The organism is Fannyhessea sp. (assembly GCF_986145555.1).
On record NZ_CFRCNA010000009.1, the window covers coordinates 41,039 to 61,289 of the forward strand.

Genomic DNA, 20,251 nt, shown 5'->3' on the forward strand with positions numbered 1-20,251 from the left:
GGTAGAGGTTGACAAGAATAAAATTCAGTCGTAATATGCTTACGCTCATGAACAAGATTGAGTCAAGAAAAACTCACAAATGTGTATGTCTTCGCTGAAGAAAACACAACGACGAGAGTTCGTGGGAAGCTTGAAAATATGGGGGTGTGGCACAGCGGCAACTGCGGCGGACTGTAAATCCGCTCCTTTCAGGTTCCTTGGTTCGAGTCCAAGCACCCCCACCATTTCGCCCGTGTAGCTCAGTCGGTAGAGCACTTCGTTGGTAACGAAGAGGTCACCGGTTCAAGTCCGGTCGCGGGCTCCATTGTTCAGGCATTTATGCCGGTGTAGCTCAGCTGGTTAGAGCACACGGCTCATACCCGTGATGCCACTGGTTCGAATCCAGTCACCGGTACCAGGAAATTAACGGTGAAAACCGTTTAAAAAAAAGTTACTTTCAACTCCTCTCTAGTTGGAAGTACGTGTAGAAGTGAATGGCCGATAAGGTTGTTTTTCACAGAGGAGGACGGCAATGGCCAAAGAGAAATTTGATCGTAGTAAGCCGCATGTTAACATTGGTACGATTGGTCACGTCGACCATGGTAAGACTACCTTAACTGCAGCCATCACCAAGGTTCTCTCCGAGCAAGAGGGCTGCAAAGCAGACTTCACCGCTTTCGAGAACATCGACAAGGCTCCTGAAGAGCGTCAACGTGGTATTACCATTAACGTTGCTCACATTGAGTACGAAACTTGGGAGCGCCACTATGCACACGTAGACTGCCCAGGTCACGCCGACTACGTTAAGAACATGATTTCTGGTGCAGCTCAGATGGATGGTGCAATCCTCGTAATTGCTGCTACCGATGGTCCTATGGCTCAAACTCGTGAGCATATCTTGCTTGCTCGCCAAGTAGGTGTTCCTTACATCATCGTATTCCTTAACAAATGCGACATGGTAGACGATGAAGAGCTTATCGACCTCGTTGAAATGGAAACTCGTGACCTCTTGAGCGAATATGACTTCCCTGGAGACGATATTCCTATCATCCGTGGTTCTGCTCTTGGTGCTTTGAATGGCGAGCAAAAGTGGGTAGACTCTGTTGTAGAGCTTATGCACACTGTTGACTCCTACATTCCAACCCCTGCTCGTGACAACGAGAAGCCATTCTTGATGGCTGTAGAAGACGTTATGACCATTTCTGGTCGTGGTACCGTTGCTACTGGTCGTGTTGAGCGTGGTGAGCTTAAGCTTAACGACACCGTTGAGATTGTTGGTATTAAAGATACTCAATCTACCGTTGCTACTGGTATCGAAATGTTCCGTAAGACTCTTGACTTCTGTGAAGCAGGAGACAACGTAGGTATTCTTCTTCGTGGTATTAAACGTGAAGATATCCAACGTGGACAGGTTCTCTGCAAACCTGGTTCAGTAACTCCTCACAAGAAGTTCACTGGCGAGATCTATGTTCTTACTAAAGACGAAGGTGGACGTCACACTCCATTCTTCTCTGGATACCGTCCTCAGTTCTACTTCCGCACCACTGACGTAACCGGTGACGTACAAGCTCTTACCGATGCCAACGGTGGTAAAGTAGAGATGGCTATGCCTGGCGACCACGTAACCGTTACTTGTGAACTTATTCACCCCATTGCTATGGAGGAAGGTCTTAAGTTCGCTATTCGTGAAGGTGGCCACACCGTAGGCGATGGTCGTGTATCTACCATTATTGAGTAGTACATTCACGTTTGCTTGCTAAATTCCGTAAGGTTTATTACAGCAAACAATAGGTCCGGTGCTCCACATAGGGACGCTGGACCTATTTTACCGTTTTAGTTATACAGAAGAAATCACTCAGATGACTTGCTGCGATGTTTGATAATTTGGTGGTTTTGTTAAGTTCTGTAATTTGCTTAAACAATTATTGACAGTCTTAACTGTTGAATGATAGCGTTAGCTATCGTGTTGTCTTATCGAAGGCAACAGTTACAGGAGGATTTATGCGTACTTTAGTTACTCTTGCATGCACCGATTGCAAGCGTCGCAACTATACTACGGACAAAAATAAGTCCAACACTCCAGATCGTATGGAGCTTAAGAAATATTGTCCGTGGTGTCATAAACACACCCTTCATAGGGAAACCCGCTAATTAGCGGATGTAATTAGGCCAGTAGCTCCAATGGTAGAGCGGCGGTCTCCAAAACCGTTCGTTGTGGGTTCGAGTCCTACCTGGCCTGCCAGAAATACCACCGGCTTTCTTCATTTAGAAGAGAGCCGGTTTCATGCATACTTAGAAGAGCTCTAAAGGAGTGAACTGATGGCAAAAAAAGAGCGACAAAGGAGAAGTGCTCGTCAAGCACGTTCGCAAGAGCGTGAACGCATGGCTGCTGATGCTGCTAGTGACGAGGCAACAACATCGTCTACTAAGGCGGTTCAGTCTTCTCTTCAGCCATCGCGTAAGCACTCCAAGTCTGATGCAAAAAAGGCTAACGGAGGACGCATTAAAACCTATTTTAAAGCCGTTAAAACCGAAATGCATCGTGTGGTATGGCCAAGCAAACCTGAGCTTAAGAATTATTCAGGTGCCGTTATTTGTGCGCTCGTTGTTTGCGGGCTGGCTATTTGGCTTGTAGATACAGGGTTTGTAGCTCTGCTCGTGAGCTTCACAGGTTTGAGAGGTTAGTTGTGGCAAAGCATTGGTATGTAATTCACACCTATTCAGGGTACGAAAATAAGGTTAAGTCAGATCTTGAACACCGTATAGAAACGTATGGTCTTGAAGATCAGATTGTTGATATTAAAATTCCAACCGAGGAAGTTGTACAGGTTAAAAGCGATGGAAAACGTAAGAACGTTGAAACCAACGTCTTCCCTGGTTACGTTTTGGTTCGCATGGAAGTCGACGATAATTCGTGGGCAGTTGTGCGTAATACGAACGGCGTAACGGGTTTTGTTGGTATTGATGGAAAGCCTGCACCGCTTCGTCGTTCTGAATTTAATAAAATGATGAGAAAATCAAACGCTTCTCAAGAAAAGGTTACGCCACAAAGCATCACCACCGATTTTGAAGTGGGAATGGCTGTGCGTGTTATCCAAGGTCCGCTTGAAAAGTTTGAAGGCAAAATTACCGAGGTTATGGTTGAAGCAGGTAAGCTTAAAGTTTCGCTTACCATCTTCGGCCGCGAAACTCCAGTTGAGCTTACCATGAATCAAGTGGAAGTTATTGCGTAGCAAAGCGAAGTTAAGCTTTTCTACGAGGCTTGTATAAAGCCACAAGTTTGACATTCTCTTACCTGCTTTACTGCTCATAAAACAGGTAAGATATGAATGATGTGCATGTTGTATTCGAAAGAATATGCTTCTCAGCATGCAAGAGATAGTATGGGTAGCTTTGAGAATAAGATTCTCAAACAACACCAAGGGAGCATTATGGCTAAGAAAGTTGTAAAGTTTATTAAGCTGCAGATTCCTGCAGGTAAAGCCACTCCTGCACCTCCAATTGGTTCTACCTTGGGTGCAGCTCAGGTTAACATTATGCAGTTCTGCCAAGCATTTAACGCGGCTACTGCAGACAAGGGTGGAGACATTATCCCTGTTGAGATTTCCGTTTACGAAGATCGCAGCTTTGATTTTGTATGCAAAACTCCACCTGCAGCTAAGCTTATTATCAAGGAGCTTGGTATTAAAGGCGGTTCTGGCGTTCCTCAACGCGACAAAGTTGGACAACTTACTCAAGAGCAGTTAACCAAAATTGCCGAAATCAAGATGCCCGACCTTAATGCAAACGACATTGAGGCTGCTAAAAAGATCGTTGCAGGTACCGCTCGTTCTATGGGTGTTACGGTTGCTGAGTAGTAACACTTTTCTGAATACTTTTTGGGTCACTTGTAAGTCTATAGAATTGCTTGCCACTCAAAAGGAACATCAGAGCTTTTGTATTCATGTGGGAGGACATTGGCGTCCGTTATAACCACCCAACTACCTAAAGGAGGTAGCTTTTATGCCAAAGCATGGAAAGAACTATCGTAACGCTGCTGTTAAAGTAGAAGCAGCTAAACTCTACACTCCCAAGGAAGCTCTTCAGCTTGTTAAGGAGCTTTCATCTGCAAAGTTTGACGAGACCGTTGAAGTTGCAATTCGTTTGGGCGTTGATACGCGTAAAGCAGATCAAAACGTTCGTGGTTCTATTTCTCTTCCTCACGGAACAGGTAAAACTGTTCGTGTGGCAGTATTTGCCGAGGGCGACAAGGCTCGCGAAGCTCAAGAAGCTGGCGCAGATATTGTTGGTTCCGACGACTTGATGGAAGACATTCAAAAAGGTGTTATCAACTTTGATGCTGTTATTGCAACACCTAACCTTATGGGCAAAGTTGGTCGTCTTGGTAGAATTTTAGGACCTCGTGGTTTAATGCCAAACCCCAAGCTTGGTACCGTAACCATGGATGTTGCAAAGATGGTAGGCGAGCTTAAAGCAGGTCGTGTTGAGTATCGTGCTGATCGTTATGGTATTTGCCACGTTCCTATGGGTAAAGTTTCCTTTGATCTTAACGACTTAGCAGAGAACTACGGTGCACTTTTCACCGAGCTTCTGCGCGTTAAGCCTTCAAGTACTAAAGGTCGTTATGTTAAGTCCGTTGTATTTTCTTCTACAATGGGTCCTGGCGTTAAAGCTGATACTTCTGTAACGCGTAACTTTACCGAGGCATAAACGCGTTTGCCAGTAGACGCAATCGCAATAAAGCGCGAATCTTCCTCGTCCAGTTTGTTCTGGACGAGGTTTTTCTTAGCTACTTTAGCCGCACTTCATTGAAAAATATTGATCAATTTTGTTGAGACAGATGTGGATTCATCTATCATGCATAACGAGGGTCTCTCATCATAGTAATTTTGCCCGTATATAAGATAGGCAAACGTTTCTACGCACAGGAATAATGAGTCCCTGCATAGCAAGGCTTGGATGCATATATGGCAATCATATGTAGGACCAGCAATTTACCACATATTTTGCCTGTGAACCTTGCGCATCCCTAAAAGTTAGCTACAATAGAGAAGTTGCAGATACCAATCTGCTCAAGTGCACATAGCACGTTCGCTGCCAAAGACAGCCGGTGCTTCGTCTAGAAGCTTAAAGGGAGTACACATGGTGTATAACCGCCTGCCGAGGTGGTCTTAAGAATCGTCTTCTTGTAGACCCCGCTTTGGCATAAGCCAGGCAGGGTCTTTTTTATGAAGGCTCGCTCGCGTCAGCGCTCGTGCCCGAGTAAAACATAAGGAGGTGTATCTATGCCTAACAAACTTAATATTTCTATGCTCGATAAGGCTGCCCAATCAATTGAGAACTCCAAAGGTGTTTTTGTTATTGACTATCGCGGTCTTACCGTTAAAGAGACACAAGGTCTTCGTCGTGCTCTTCGCGAAGCGGGAGCTCACATGAAGGTTTACAAGAACAACATTGTTAAGATTGCTCTTAAGAATGCCGATCTTCCCGAGATTAGCGGTCTTGAAGGAACATGTGCATACGTGTTCTACGAAAACGATCCTGTTGATGCAGCTAAAGTTATCAAAAAGCAAGCTGAGGCTCTTAAAAAGATCGAATGGGTTGGCGCATTAGCCGATGGTAAAGCTCTTGATGCACAAGGTGCTAAAGCTTACGCCGAGCTTGCCAGCCGTGATGAGCTTGTTGCTAAACTCGTTTACGTTCTTGGTAGTCCTCTGTCTGGCATTGCTTCTGTTTGCGCAGGTCCTGCTCGTGGACTTGTTACCGCTTTGGACGCAGTTGCCGAAAAGAAAAACGCTGCTTAGATTTAAGCGCACAGGTCAGGCTTTATGCTTGCCGTCTTAGTAAATTAAAGGGCGAAAGCCCCGATTGTATAAGGAGAATACAATGGCTGTAACTAAAGATGAAATCATTGAGGCTCTTAAAGAGATGCCAGCCCTCGAGCTTTCTGAGCTCGTTCACGAACTTGAAGACGTATTTGGCGTATCCGCTGCTGCTCCTGTAGCAGTTGCTGCTGCTCCTGCTGCTGGCGCTGCTCCTGCAGAAGAAGAGAAGACCAACTTTGACGTTGAGCTTACTTCTGTAGGTTCTAACAAGATTGCTGTTATTAAGGTTGTTCGCTCTCTTACTTCTCTTGGTCTTAAAGAGGCTAAGGACGCTGTTGAGGCTGCTCCTAAGGTACTTCTTGAAGGCGCAAAGAAAGAAGACGCTGAAGCTGCTAAAAAGCAACTCGAGGAGGCAGGTGCTTCTGTTACTCTTAAGTAACAACCACCTCTTAAGCGCCTAATTTTTAGGTGATACATAAAAGAAGAGCTAGATTCGCTTGGATCTAGCTCTTTTTGTCATATGTTTGAACTGTGTAGATTCTGTGCAGTTTCTGCTAACCCCTCACATGCTCTCCATATATGAGTGTGAGCTGATTTTAAGAAATGCCTGTTTATACATGGTGAAATCGAAAATCTAGTCCTAAGCGTAAAGTATGTCAAGGTCTGATATTGACGACTGTCATAACCTTAGCTAAATTGTTACGTTGCGACAATTGCCGCCTCCCACCCTTTTGAAGGAGGAAAAGCCTGGTGCCTAAATTAAAATCAATCCATGGTGATAGACCGAAGCAGCGCGACCGCGTAAGCTTCTCCAAGATTGCTCCTACTATGGAGCTCCCTAATTTAATCTCTGTGCAGAAAGAGTCCTTTGCACGATTCATGACCGATGGTCTTGCTGAGTCGTTCATGGAGTTTTCTCCTATAGAGAACTCTACTAAAACAATGGAGGTGACCTTTGGTGCTCATCAGTTTAGTGATCCACCACACACCATTGCCGAGTGTAGAGCTAAAGATATTTCGTATCAAGCTCCTCTTCTTGTAAACGTTCGCTTTATCAATAAAGAAACGGGCGAAATGAAGGAGCAGCTCGTGTTTATGGGAGATTTCCCTCTCATGACCGATCGCGGTACCTTTGTAATCAACGGTACCGAGCGCGTAGTTGTTTCTCAGCTTGTTAGATCTCCTGGTGTTTATTTCTCAGAAGAAATGGATAACGGAGTCCAAACGCATCATGTTCAGTTTATTCCTGCACGTGGTGCTTGGCTTGAGTTTGAAGTGGACAAGCACGGCCATCTTGTTGTATCCATCGACCGCAAACGTCGTCAGAATGCAACGCTGCTGCTTCGTGCGTTAGGCATTGCCGAGTCCGACGAAGAAATCATCAAGCTTTTGGGCGATTCCGAGATCGTTAAAGCAACGCTTCAGCGCGATGTTGCAACCACGCGTGAGGACGCTCTTATCGAAATTTATCGTCGTCAACGCCCCGGTGAGCCACCTGCGGTAGATTCTGCTCGTTCGCTTATCGAAGGATTGTATTTTAATAATCAGCGTTATGATTTGGCACGCGTAGGTCGTTATAAAGTTAACAAAAAGCTTGCACTTGACATTGATCCAAGTGTAAAGATTCTTACTAAAGAAGATATTGTTGCAGCTCTTCGTTATCTGCTTGCCCTTCATGCAGGAGATACCACCAAAAAGACCGATGATATCGACCACTTTGGTAACAGACGTGTCCGTACGGTAGGCGAGCTGGTACAAAATCAGTTCCGCATTGGTTTAAGCCGTATGGAGCGCGTTATTCGCGAGCGTATGGCAACGCAAGACCCCGACGACATCTCGCCACAGTCTCTTATCAATATCCGCCCAATTGTAGCGGCTATTAAAGAGTTCTTTGGCTCCTCACAGCTGTCGCAGTTTATGGATCAGTCAAACCCACTTGCTGGCCTTACGCACAAGCGTCGTCTTTCTGCATTAGGACCTGGTGGTTTGGCAGGTCATAAGTCTGGCTCAAGCCGTCGTACTAATGTTCCTACCGCAGTGCGCGACGTTCACAACTCTCACTATTCGCGTATGTGTCCTATCGAAACGCCTGAAGGTCCAAACATTGGTCTTATTGGCTCTCTTGCGCTGTTTGCCCACGTTAATGAGTATGGATTTATCGAAGCACCATACCGCAAGATTGTAGACGGCAAGGTTACCGATGAAATTGATTGGATGATAGCAGACGAAGAGGAGCATCACGTTATTGTTCCTGCAGATGTTCCTGTAGATCCAAAGACGGGTCGTTTTGTTGCAACAGACGCTCATGGAAAAATTTATTATCCCGAAACTGTTGTTGCGCGTACACGCAACTTCGACGGTACCTTTGGTGCGCCAAGTGAAGTAGACGTTAACGACGTAGACTACATGGACGTGTCTCCTTCTCAGATGCTTTCAGCTGCTGCTAACCTTATTCCGTTCCTTGAGCACGACGACGCAAAGCGTACGCTCATGGGCGCAAACATGCAGCGTCAGGCCGTGCCTTTAATTAAGCCTCACGCTCCTTATGTTGGAACTGGTCTTGAGCGTGCTGCAGCCTACGATTCTGGCGAGTCGGTTATGGCCACTCATGCCGGCGAAGTTGTAGAGGTAGACGCTTCGCACGCCGTTGTTCAAACCGAGGACGGTTTTGAGCGCTATGACTTCCCCAAGTACCAACGTTCTAACCAAAGCACCTGCATTAACCACCGTCCTGTGGTAAAAGTAGGCCAAAAGGTTGAGCAAGGTCAGCCTCTTACCGATGGTACATCCATTGATAAAGGCGAGCTTGCATTAGGTGTTAACTTAACCGTTGCCTACATGCCTTGGGAAGGTTATAACTACGAGGACGGTATCGTTGTTTCTGAGCGCCTTGTTCAAGACGACTTGTTAACCTCTGTTAATATCTCTCGTCACGAAGTTGACGCGCGCGACATCTCTGCAAAACATGCCGAGGAAATTACTCGTGAAATTCCTAACCAATCCGAAGAAGCACTTGCTAATTTGGACGAAGACGGTATTGTTCGCATTGGTGCCGAAGTTGGCCCTGGCGATATTTTGGTAGGTAAGGTTACTCCTAAAGGTGAGCCTGCTCCAACTCCAGAACAACGCCTTATTGCTGCAATCTTTGGTAACCGTGCACAAGACGTTCGCGATACCTCGCTTAGAATGCCACACGGTGCATACGGCCGCGTTGTAGATGTTGTTCGTTTTGTTCGTCCCGAAGATAAATCTAAAGAAAACGAGCTTCCTCCAGGAGTTAAAGAGCTTATTCGCGTATTTGTTGCTCAACGCAGAAAAATTCAACAAGGCGATAAGATTTCTGGTCGTCACGGTAACAAGGGTGTTATTTGTAACGTCTTACCTGTTGAAGACATGCCGTATATGGCAGACGGTACTCCTATTGACGTATTGTTAGACCCGTTGGGTGTACCTTCTCGTATGAATGTTGGTCAGCTGCTTGAGTGCCACTTAGGTTGGGCTGCAAGCCATGGTTACGACGTAGACAGCGAGAACTCAGACAAGGTTGTAGAAGGACCTATGTTTGTTTCAACGCCTATCTTCGACGGTGCAACCGATGTAGAAGTTGCCGACGCAATTCGCCGTACCAACATCAACATGATTAACAAAGCTATGCGCACCTATGGCAAGCGCATGAACAAAGCATTTGTTCCTCAGCTTAACGAACAAGGTAAAACCACGCTTTATGATGGTCGAACTGGTGAAGCATTTAAGAGCCCCATTACCGTTGGAACTTCTTACATCTTAAAGCTTGGCCACATGGTAGACGATAAAATTCACGCTCGTTCAACTGGTCCTTACTCTCTTGTTACGCAGCAACCTTTGGGTGGTAAAGCTCAATTTGGTGGTCAGCGTTTTGGTGAGATGGAAGTTTGGGCTTTGTATGCATACGGTGCGTCCAATGTATTGCACGAGCTTATGACCGTTAAATCTGACGATACCAACGGCCGTGTTAAGACGTATGAGTCTATCGTTAAGGGCGAAAACGCACCTCGTCCGGGTATCCCCGAGTCGTTTAAGGTTTTGGTAAAAGAGATTCGTTCTCTTGCACTTAACATTGAACCTATTGTTTATAAAGAAAATGTTCCGGCCAAGCCTGTGGAGCAAGAAGACAAACCCGAGGCGGTCGATGTATTTGCACATGCCGATTCTGCTGATGATTTAATTGGCGGATCAACAATTATGTCTCATCATTCCGATGAGGTTCTTATTGGCGGCACGCTCAAGGATAAGGAGTAGCGAACGTGGCAGACTTTGATTCCACAGATTTCGATGCTATCAAGATTTCCCTTGCCAGCGCGGATGACATTCGCGGTTGGTCATGTGGTGAAGTCAAGAAAGACGAAACAATCAACTACCGCACGCTTAAGCCTGAAAAGGACGGACTTTTCTGCGAAAAGATTTTTGGTCCTGTAAAAGACTGGGAATGTGCCTGCGGTAAATATAAAGGCATTCGCTTTAGAGGCATTGTTTGTGAGCGTTGTGGTGTAGAAATTACCAGCGCAAAGGTTCGTCGTGATCGCATGGGTCATATCGAACTGGCTGCTCCTGTTTCGCACATTTGGTACTTTAAGAGCCCAGCAACGTTTCCTCTTGCCCGCCTTTTGGACATGAAGAGCAAAGATCTTGAGAAAATTCTTTACTTTGCGTCCTACGTTATTACCGAAGTTGACACCGAAGCACGCGAGCAAGATGCTCAAGACCTTAAAGAAGAGCTTCAAGCCGACCTTGAAGAACTTGATGCAGAGTGCGAAGACGAAATTGCACGCCTGCGTGCGCAAGGTGAGTCATCAGACGATGACCCAGAGTTTAGCGATTTAGAGCCGCTTTCTGCCGAAGAAATTGAACGCGGTATTGTTGATCTTCGCGAAGAGTATGCAGACGAAAAACGCTTGCGCAAAGAGGCGTTTACCAAGTTTATGCAGCTTGAGTGCCGCGAGCTTATTTCTGATGAGTCGCTGTTCTCTGAAATGCGTCGTTACTATAAGATGTATTTTAAGGGCGACATGGGCGCAGGCGCTATCCGCGATTTGTTGCACAGCGTTGATCTGGAAAAAGAAGCAACCGAATTACGTAAGATTATTGCTTCTGACGACTCTCAAAAGCAACGTCGCGAGCGTGCGGTCAAACGTTTGGAAATTGTTGACGCATTTTTGAAGGGTAACAATGACCCTGCCAACATGATTCTCGACGTTATCCCTGTTATTCCACCCGATTTACGTCCTATGGTACAGCTCGACGGTGGCCGTTTTGCAGCGTCTGACTTAAACGATTTGTATCGTCGTGTCATCAACCGTAACAACCGCTTAAAGCGTTTGCTTAACCTTGATGCGCCTGCAATTATTGTAAATAACGAAAAACGTATGCTCCAAGAGTCGGTAGACGCACTGTTTGATAACGGCCGTCGTGGACGCCCGGTAACTGGTCGTGGCGGCCGCCCCTTAAAGTCTTTGGCAGAATCGCTTAAAGGTAAACAAGGTCGTTTCCGTCAAAACTTGCTTGGTAAGCGTGTAGACTATTCTGGTCGTTCGGTTATCGTTGTTGACCCACGTCTTAAGCTTCACCAATGCGGTTTGCCTTCGGTTATGGCTCTTGAGCTCTTTAAGCCCTTTGTCATGCGCCGTTTGGTAGAACTTAACAAAGCTGAAAATATTAAGGGTGCAAAGCGCGCTATCGACCGTGGCTCTGCTATGGTTTGGGATATTTTGGACGAGGTTATTCGCGGCCGTTTGGTACTGCTTAACCGTGCCCCAACGCTTCACCGTCTTTCAATTCAGGCATTTGAGCCTGTTTTGGTAGAAGGTAAAGCCATCCACTTACATCCATTAGCATGTGCTCCGTTTAACGCAGACTTCGACGGTGACCAAATGTCGGTTCACGTGCCACTTTCTACGCAGGCACAAACCGAGGCGCGTGTTCTTATGCTTTCAAGCAATAACTTGCGCTCACCTGCATCGGGTAAAGTGTTAAATATTCCATCGCAAGACATGGTCTTTGGTGTGTACTTCCTTACCACACAAAAAGACGGCCTTGCTGGTGAGGGTCGTGTGTTCTCAGATTTTGATGATGCACTGGCGTCTTATAACGCGCTTACTGGTATTGATATTCAAGCACACATTTTTGTACGCCTTACCGCAGCAGATGCAAATGCAACCGTTGACGGAAAGCCTTATTTCCGCACGTATTCTGCTCGTGGCAAGCTTGAAGAAATCGATTTAAGCGGCGATCCTGTTCGTTTTGAAACTTCTATTGGACGCATTATTGTTAATCGTCAATGCCTGCCCAACGACTATCCATACATGAACTTTAAGATGGCTAAAGGCGACATTGCTACCTTGGTTAACGATTGCTGCGACCGCTATACGCTTTCTCGCGTAGAGCCCATTTTGGACGCAATTAAGCACGTGGGCTTCCATTATGCAACTCAGGCAGGCTTAACTGTTTCTGTTTGGGACGCTATTATTCCAGATGATAAACCTCAGCTTTTGGAAGAAGCACAAGGTAAAGTAGACCAAATTAACGAGTACTACGAAGACGGCTTCTTGTCAGAAAAAGAGCGTCACAGCGAAGTAATTAACGTATGGACCGACTGCACCGAGCACTTGGGTTCTGAAATGCTCGAGGGCTTTAACGAAGACAACCCCATTTACATGATGGCAGATTCGGGAGCTCGTGGTTCTAAAACGCAGCTTCGTCAGCTTGCTGGTATGCGTGGTTTGATGGCCGATATGTCTGGTGATACCATCGACTTGCCTATTAAAGCAAACTTCCGCGAGGGTCTAGAGCCGCTTGAGTACTTTATTTCTACCTATGGTGCACGTAAAGGTTTGGTAGATACGGCATCGCACACCTCTGACTCTGGTTACTTAACACGTAGGCTGGTAGACGTTGCGCAAGACGTTATTGTTCGCGAAGAAGACTGCGAAACCGTAGACGGCGTAACCTATAAGCTTATTAAGCCGGGCGAAAACGATGTTGATATGGATCTGGTGGGTCGTTGCGTTTTGCAAGATATTTGTGATCCCCAGACGGGTGAAGTTTTGTTTGCCAAAGACTCTTACATCTCTTCAAAGCAAGACTTGCAAAAGCTTGTTGACGCTGGTCTTAAAAGCGTTGTGCTTCGTGCGCTGCTTACCTGTAAGTCTCGTTATGGTGTTTGTCAAAAGTGCTATGGTTGGGACTTGTCTACACGTCGTCCCGTAAACATTGGAACTTCAGTTGGTATTATTGCTGCTCAGTCCATTGGTGAGCCTGGTACCCAGCTTACGATGCGTACCATTCACTCTGGTGGTGTTGCAGGTGCCGAGGATATTACGCAAGGTTTGCCTACGGTTGCTCGTATGTTCGACGTTGTTGGCAACGTTAACGAAAAGATTTTGGGACGCGAAGCCGATCTTGCTGCATTCAGTGGTATTTTGCACATTACGCCCGAGCAAACCGAGTACCAAATTAGCATTACCGATAAAGACGACGAAAGCCGTATTCTTGCACAGTGGCGTGTTCCTGCGTCGGTTCGCTTTATGCCTGGTATCGAAGATGGTTGCGAAGTTGAGCCTGGTGATCAGATCACTCGCGGCTTTGTTAACTTTAGAGTTTTACGCAGCTTAACTGGTATCGAAGAAACCATGCACACCTTTGTTAAGTCGGTTAAAGACGTTTATACCTCACAAGGTGTAGACCTTAACGACAAACACATCGAGGTTATTGCACGTCAGATGTTGCGCCGTGTTCAAATTACCAATCCGGGCGATTCGCAATACCTGCTTGGTCAGTATGTTGATAGATACGTATTTGCCAATACGGTTGCAAACATTAGCGCTGCAGGTGGTAAAGTTCCCGAGGCAGAAGCGGTTATTTTGGGTACGCTTAAAGTTGCGTCCTCAATTGATTCGTGGCTTTCGAGCGCGTCGTTTATCCGTACGGCAGGTGTCTTAACCGAGTCTGCTATTAAGGGCGAAACCGACCACTTACTTGACCTTAAGTCTAACGTAATTGCTGGAAAGAAGATTCCTGCAGGTACTGGACTTAAAGCGTATGATGATGTTCAGCTTACGTATAAGGGTCAAGCTGTTGATGGACCTACCTCTCCTAACGCAAAAGCGCTCCCCGATTGGGCACCCGATGAGCTTAAAGATATTGAAGAGCAGCTCCCCAAGCAGCTTGACTGGATTGGTGAGGATTACTCCAACAATGGTGTTTACTCTAAGAACGGCCGCTCGCTTTCTACCGAGGATGCTAAGCTTTATCTGTTTGACGACCTTGGTGTATCGCAACGCTGGACAAATAAATTCAGCGAAGTTGGTATAGAAACCGTGGGCGATCTTATTGGCAAGACCGAGGACGAGCTGCTGCGTATTGACGGTATTGGTGCGAAAGCAATTGAAGAGCTTCGCGAGGGTCTTGAGGCGCGTAACTTGCTGTATATCTTGGAGCCCGATGAGGACGAAGCCGACAGCGAAGATCTTTCGCAGCTGTTGAACATGGTGTTCTCGCCTGATCCTGATAACGACATTATGCTTGGAACTGCTGCTCCTGCAACGCATCACTTTACCGAAGATGAGTTTATTGGTGGTGCAGATTCCGATGAGCATGATGATAGCGAAGATAGCGATATTATCAACGAGGATCTTGATTCCTTAGGCGACTTGCTTTCAAGCGTTATGAAGCAAGACAGCGCGGATAGTGATAAACAAGACGAGTAGGTTTGCGTATCGCGCGTACGCGCGGCGCGTGGTGCGCTCGTTAGCGCGTGTGGTGCGTGGCGCGTATGCGCTCGTTAATGCGCCAATAAACAACCTCGTTTAAGTTTGAGTTAAAACAGCCGACACATGTCGGCTGTTTTTTTTGTTTAAAGAGCGCGCGGTGACATGAAATTCTTGTCCAGCACACATGGTAAGATAGAACCTGATACAAAGACTGTAAGCATTACGAGAATTACGCTAGATGATATGCATGTGCTTTGCTGGAGCAGGCGAGTGTGCTATTTAGGCAAGAGTGTTTTTGGGAAATAACCCGATAAATATTATTCAATATGACCATGCAAGGCAATGGTCCGTATCGAATAGCAAAGATATTGGAGAGTGAAAAAGTAGATATACCCAGGGGAGAATATCACCCACTCACAGGACTAATGTTGGAGGTGCATTTCATGGCGGAAGAAAACAGAGAAATTGTAGTGATAGATGAAACTACAATGAAAAGCAAGATTTACTATATACGAGGTCAAAAGGTTATGCTTGACTTTGAACTTGCTGAAATATATGGATATGAAACAAAAACATTTAATCAGCAAGTTAAGAATAACATAGAAAAATTTGATGAAGATTTTAGATTTCAACTTACCAAAAATGAATGGGAATTTTTGAGGTCAAAATTTTTGACCTCAAAATCAGATGAAGGTTCAGGCGGTAGAAGATATATGCCTTATGCCTTTACAGAACAAGGTATTTATATGCTGATGACTGTATTAAGAGGAGAACTTGCTGTCAAACAAAGCAAGGCTTTAATACGAATGTTTAAGCAGATGAAAGATTTTATAGTTGAAAACCAAGACTTTATCACCTCGAAAGAATTATTACAAATAGCAGTGCAGACAAACCAAAATACAAAGGATATAGCAACAATAAACAATAAAATTAGTACTTTAGCTACAAAAGAAGATTTGAAAAAGGTGATGGATAATTTTATAGATCCAGACACATACAAGCATTTCCTTTTAATGAACGGAGATAAGATTGAAGCAGATGTTGCCTATACCAAAATATATAAGTCTGCAAAGAAAAGTATTTATGTGATAGATAACTATATAGGCTTGAAAACCTTAGAATTATTAAGGGCTGCCAAAGACAATGTTGAAATTATAGTCTTTAGCGACAATGTGAAAAACAAGGATATGCTTACAAAAAATATCCTAAACGATTTTAGAAAAGATTACCCTAATATCAATCTTAAGATGAAAGTAGCAGGGAAAAGGTATCACGATAGATATATTGCTATTGACTATGGAACAGAAAATGAAGACTTTTATCTTTGCGGAGCTTCATCAAAAGATGCAGGAAATAAAATATCAAGTATTACAAAGATAGAGGAATCTTCTAAGGATATGTATCATACGATGTTTGGCGGAATGCTGAACAATAAAAATTTGAAAATTTAATATGTAAATGGTAAAGTGGTATTCAATGAATAGCTATAAGACTTGTGAAAGGCGGTAGAAATAAAACTCTATCGTCTTTTTTTTGATTGCAACTAACAGGAGGGAAACTATATGCACGAAAATAAAAACGAACAAAATACAGGAACTAAGACCATACAGAAGATTGGAAAAGTAACTTATGAGGTTTATTGTCCATTTTAATGAAAATGCGACTGAAACTATGCAAGATAAACTGAAAAGGATAATGCTTAGAGAAATGGAGAGTATCCAAATGTAGTAGTTTTTTAGGTATCCAAGTTTTGGTATTCAAGTTTAGGTATTTAAGTTTTGGTATTCAAGTTTTGACGAAACATGACAAGTTTGCGCAAAAGCGTAACGCGGAAAGTAGTCGCTGCTGTACATGCAATTATTGTCCTGAGCACATGGTAAGATAGAACCTGATACAAAGACTGTAAGCATTGCGAGAATTACGCTAGCTGATGCGCGCGCTTTGCTGGAGCAGGCGTGTGTGCGTAATAGTTGATTATTCAGATGTAGAAGAGGCATGGCTTGATTTTAAAGTGAAGGGAAAAAGATCATGGCTATCGAAAATAAGAAGGAACAGGAACGTGATGAACTTCACCGTGCTATATGGGCAATCGCAGATGAACTGCGTGGTGCTGTAGATGGTTGGGACTTTAAGAACTATGTACTTGGCACTATGTTCTACAGATACATTTCTGAAAATATTGCTAACTATATTAACGCAGGTGAAATTGAAGCCGGCAATACTGAATTCGATTACACGCAGATGTCTGATGACGATGCAGGGGAAGCAAGGGAAGGACTTGTGCGAGAAAAAGGTTTCTTTATCCTTCCTTCTGAGCTCTTTTGTAATGTAAGGGCAGAAGCTAAGGATGATGAAAACCTTAATGAAACACTTGAAAAGGTATTCCGTCACATTGAAGAGTCTGCTAAAGGCAGTGAATCAGAATCCGACTTTGCAGGTCTTTTTGATGACTTTGATGTAAACAGCAATAAGCTTGGCTCTACTGTTGCAAAGAGAAACGAAAAGCTCTGCAAGCTTCTTGATGGTGTGGCTGATATGAATCTTGGAGATGTTAAGGATCACGATATTGATGCATTCGGTGATGCCTATGAATACCTCATGGCAATGTATGCATCAAATGCAGGTAAATCGGGTGGAGAGTTTTTTACTCCTGCTGAAGTATCAGAACTTCTTACAAGACTTGGTACAGTTGGAAAAACAGAAATCAATAAGGTATATGACCCAGCTTGTGGCAGTGGTTCGCTACTTTTAAAAGCCGAAAAAATACTTGGCAGAGATAAGATTCGTAATGGTTTCTATGGACAGGAAATCAATATTACAACCTACAACCTTTGCCGTATCAATATGTTCCTACATGACATTGACTTTGATAAATTTAATATTGCTTGTGAAGATACCCTTATAGCTCCGCAGCACTGGGATGACGAGCCGTTTGAACTTATCGTTTCAAATCCACCATATTCTATTAAATGGGCTGGTGATGAAAATCCATTACTCATAAACGATCCTCGTTTTGCGCCTGCAGGTGTTCTTGCGCCAAAAAGCAAAGCTGACCTTGCATTTATTATGCATTCACTTTCATGGCTTGCATCAAATGGAACGGCTGCGATTGTATGTTTTCCAGGCATTATGTACCGTGGCGGAGCTGAAAAGAAAATACGAAAATATCTTATTGATAACAACTTTGTAGACTGCATTATTCAGTTACCCCCTAACCTTTTCTTTGGAACTTCAATTGCCACCTGCATTATGGTGCTTAAGAAAGGCAAAAAAGACAATAGGACTTTATTTATTGATGCAACAAATGAATGCATCAAGGTTACGAACAATAATAAACTTACTCAAGACAATATGGATAAGATTGTAGAGTGTTTTGCTAACCGCAGTGAAATTGAGCATTTCTCGCATCTTGCAACCTATGATGAGATTTCTAAAAATGATTACAACCTTTCTGTATCAACTTATGTTGAAGCAGAGGATACAAGAGAGAAAATCGATATTGTAAAGCTGAATGCTGAAATCAAAGAAATCGTTGCTCGTGAAGAGACCTTAAGAAAAGCAATTGATGAAATCATTGCAGAAATCGAGGTGGGCGTATGAGTAACGAATTTCGGTTTTTAATTTATAAATCTGCAAAGGAAGATGTTTCTGTCAATGCATTTATTCAGAATGAATCAATTTGGATAACAGCAAATCAAATGGCGATTCTTTTTGACAAAAGTGAATCTACTATTCGAAAACATATCAATAATGTTTTTGATGAAGGCGAATTGAATAGAGAGAACAACACGCAAAAAGTGCGTGTTGATGGAGTAAAGCAACCAGTTGCATTTTACAACCTTGATACGATTATTTCAGTTGGCTACCGAGTGAACTCTCGACGTGCAACTAGTTTCCGTATTTGGGCAACAGGCGTATTAAAAGAATATATGCTCAAAGGTTTTGCCATGGACGATGAACGCTTAAAACAGGGAAAAACGGCCTTTGGTAACGACTATTTCAAAGAATTGCTGGAAAGAGTTCGCTCTATCCGAGCAAGTGAGCGTCGTATATGGCAACAGATTACTGATATTTTTGCAGAATGTAGCATCGACTATGATAAAAATTCACAGCTTACCTATGACTTTTATTCCATGATTCAGAACAAATTTCATTATGCTATTGTAGGACGGACTGCGGCAGAAATTGTTTATACCAAAGCCGACAAAAACAAAGAACATATGGGGCTTACTACGTGGAAAAATGCTCCTGATGGCAGAATTTTAAAATCGGATGTTACAGTTGCTAAAAACTATCTTGAGGAAAAACAGATACGCCGTTTGGAACGAGCGGTAACGGGATATTTTGATTATATAGAAGACTTGATAGAGCGCGAAAATACGTTTACTATGAAGGAATTTGTTGGAAGTGTAAATGAGTTTTTGGCTTTCCGCAAATACGATATTTTGCATGACAAAGGGAAAATATCCAGCAGAATGGCGAAAGAAAAGGCTGTAGCTGAGTATATGGAATTTAACAAAACGCAAAAAATTACTTCTGACTTCGATAAAGCGGTTAATCAGATGCTGAAGGCAGGCGAAGAAGAATGAGCCGATTAGATGAATTGATTCAGGAGTTGTGTCCTGATGGGGTGGAATATAAAAAAATATCAAGTTTCACAAAAGTATTAAGAGGGAAACGATTAACAAAAGATAAATTGTCTGAAGAAAATAGTATTCCTGTATATCATGGTGGAATAGAGCCGCTCGGGTATTATGGTAGAGCCAATAGACCTGCAAACATGGTAATGATAATCAATGTCGGGGCATCCGCTGGAACAGTTGCGTATTCAGATAAGGAGTTTTGGTCTTCGGATGGATGCTTTTGTATTGACAAGAATGATGAGATAGATGACCGTTACTTATATCACTATTTGAAGAATAATGAATATTATTTCATGTCAAAGGTTAGAAAGGCTGGAATTCCGACTCTCGACAATTTCATTGTCGAAGAGTTTAAAATTCCCGTACCTCCGTTGGAGGTGCAACGTGAAATAGTCCGTATATTGGACTCTTTCACGTTACTTACAGCGGAGCTTACAGCGGAGCTTACAGCTCGTCAGAAGCAGTATGAATATTATAGAGACACATTGCTTTCAAATAATAGCCATGAAGATTCTAAAAAGATGTTATTGTCTGAATTTGCAACAATAAAAAATGGTAAAGACTATAAACATTTACTTGAAGGTGAATATCCTGTCTACGGCTCTGGCGGTGTAATGACTCACGTAAATCAATACTGTTATGATAAACCAACTGTACTGATTCCACGTAAAGGGTCATTGAATAACTTGTTTTATGTTGAAGAACCATTTTGGAATGTGGATACAATTTTCTATACTGAGATAGATGAAGAAAAAGTAGTTCCAAAATATCTGTATTATTTGTTGCAGAAAGAACATATAGAATCACTTAATACCGCAGGTGGTGTTCCAAGTCTAACTCAAACAGTATTAAACAAAGTCAGTTTGCTTATACCGCCATTAGAGAAACAAAAAAAGGTTGTAGCTTGTTTAGATAACTTTGACACCATCTGCTCTGACCTCAACATCGGTCTTCCTGCTGAAATTGATGCAAGGCAAAAACAATATGATTTTTATCGCGATTTACTATTGACATTTGCTGAAACCGGCAACATAATCGCCCAGACAGACAGACAGACAGA

At 43.6% G+C, this 20,251-nt stretch carries 15 protein-coding genes and 4 tRNA genes; all 19 read left to right on the forward strand.

Annotation, left to right across the window (positions count from 1 at the left end; translation table 11 throughout):
• Window positions 1-140 precede the first annotated feature (140 nt).
• A tRNA-Tyr gene (locus tag AC5GD6_RS03140) sits at window positions 141-224 on the forward strand.
• A 4-nt stretch (window positions 225-228) separates the two neighbouring features.
• Window positions 229-304 (forward strand) — tRNA-Thr (locus AC5GD6_RS03145).
• A gap of 16 nt (window positions 305-320) precedes the next feature.
• A tRNA-Met gene (locus AC5GD6_RS03150) sits at window positions 321-397 on the forward strand.
• A gap of 114 nt (window positions 398-511) precedes the next feature.
• A complete protein-coding gene (gene tuf / locus AC5GD6_RS03155; protein ID WP_006302344.1) occupies window positions 512-1,717 on the forward strand; it encodes an elongation factor Tu in 1,206 nt (401 codons plus the stop codon).
• A gap of 263 nt (window positions 1,718-1,980) precedes the next feature.
• Complete coding sequence (gene rpmG, locus AC5GD6_RS03160; RefSeq protein WP_006302346.1) at window positions 1,981-2,130, forward strand: 50S ribosomal protein L33; 150 nt, start codon at window positions 1,981-1,983, stop codon at window positions 2,128-2,130.
• Window positions 2,131-2,145: 15 nt separating this feature from the next.
• Window positions 2,146-2,221 (forward strand) — tRNA-Trp (locus AC5GD6_RS03165).
• A gap of 77 nt (window positions 2,222-2,298) precedes the next feature.
• Window positions 2,299-2,664: a preprotein translocase subunit SecE gene (gene secE, locus AC5GD6_RS03170; RefSeq protein ID WP_006302348.1), complete on the forward strand. Its 366-nt coding sequence runs from the start codon at window positions 2,299-2,301 to the stop codon at window positions 2,662-2,664.
• A gap of 2 nt (window positions 2,665-2,666) precedes the next feature.
• Window positions 2,667-3,212, forward strand: a complete 546-nt coding sequence (gene nusG / locus AC5GD6_RS03175) for a transcription termination/antitermination protein NusG (RefSeq protein WP_006302350.1) — start codon at window positions 2,667-2,669, stop codon at window positions 3,210-3,212.
• 195 nt (window positions 3,213-3,407) lie between these two features.
• Window positions 3,408-3,836 (forward strand): 50S ribosomal protein L11, encoded by a 429-nt coding sequence (gene rplK, locus AC5GD6_RS03180; RefSeq protein WP_082734871.1) that lies wholly within the window; start codon window positions 3,408-3,410, stop codon window positions 3,834-3,836.
• Window positions 3,837-3,981: 145 nt separating this feature from the next.
• Window positions 3,982-4,689 carry a 50S ribosomal protein L1 gene (rplA, locus tag AC5GD6_RS03185; protein WP_048596385.1) on the forward strand — a complete coding sequence of 236 codons (708 nt, stop codon included), beginning with the start codon at window positions 3,982-3,984 and terminating at the stop codon, window positions 4,687-4,689.
• A gap of 575 nt (window positions 4,690-5,264) precedes the next feature.
• Window positions 5,265-5,783 carry a 50S ribosomal protein L10 gene (rplJ, locus tag AC5GD6_RS03190; RefSeq protein WP_048596384.1) on the forward strand — a complete coding sequence of 173 codons (519 nt, stop codon included), beginning with the start codon at window positions 5,265-5,267 and terminating at the stop codon, window positions 5,781-5,783.
• Between the two features lie 82 nt (window positions 5,784-5,865).
• Window positions 5,866-6,243: a 50S ribosomal protein L7/L12 gene (gene rplL, locus AC5GD6_RS03195; protein WP_006302356.1), complete on the forward strand. Its 378-nt coding sequence runs from the start codon at window positions 5,866-5,868 to the stop codon at window positions 6,241-6,243.
• Between the two features lie 311 nt (window positions 6,244-6,554).
• Window positions 6,555-10,082 carry a DNA-directed RNA polymerase subunit beta gene (gene rpoB, locus AC5GD6_RS03200; RefSeq protein WP_491846217.1) on the forward strand — a complete coding sequence of 1,176 codons (3,528 nt, stop codon included), beginning with the start codon at window positions 6,555-6,557 and terminating at the stop codon, window positions 10,080-10,082.
• Between the two features lie 5 nt (window positions 10,083-10,087).
• Complete coding sequence (locus AC5GD6_RS03205; RefSeq protein ID WP_491846218.1) at window positions 10,088-14,545, forward strand: DNA-directed RNA polymerase subunit beta'; 4,458 nt, start codon at window positions 10,088-10,090, stop codon at window positions 14,543-14,545.
• Window positions 14,546-14,991: 446 nt separating this feature from the next.
• Window positions 14,992-15,999, forward strand: a complete 1,008-nt coding sequence (locus AC5GD6_RS03210; RefSeq protein WP_491846219.1) for an ORF6N domain-containing protein — start codon at window positions 14,992-14,994, stop codon at window positions 15,997-15,999.
• 178 nt (window positions 16,000-16,177) lie between these two features.
• Window positions 16,178-16,276 carry a hypothetical protein gene (locus AC5GD6_RS03215; protein ID WP_416432247.1) on the forward strand — a complete coding sequence of 33 codons (99 nt, stop codon included), beginning with the start codon at window positions 16,178-16,180 and terminating at the stop codon, window positions 16,274-16,276.
• Window positions 16,277-16,576: 300 nt separating this feature from the next.
• Complete coding sequence (locus AC5GD6_RS03220) at window positions 16,577-18,148, forward strand: type I restriction-modification system subunit M (protein ID WP_491846220.1); 1,572 nt, start codon at window positions 16,577-16,579, stop codon at window positions 18,146-18,148.
• Window positions 18,145-19,137: a RhuM family protein gene (gene rhuM / locus AC5GD6_RS03225; protein ID WP_491846221.1), complete on the forward strand. Its 993-nt coding sequence runs from the start codon at window positions 18,145-18,147 to the stop codon at window positions 19,135-19,137. The genes AC5GD6_RS03220 and rhuM overlap by 4 nt, the downstream gene beginning before the upstream one ends.
• The coding region (locus AC5GD6_RS03230) for a restriction endonuclease subunit S (protein ID WP_491846222.1) at window positions 19,134-20,251 on the forward strand (1,118 nt) is incomplete at its 3' end. The genes rhuM and AC5GD6_RS03230, both read left to right, overlap by 4 nt.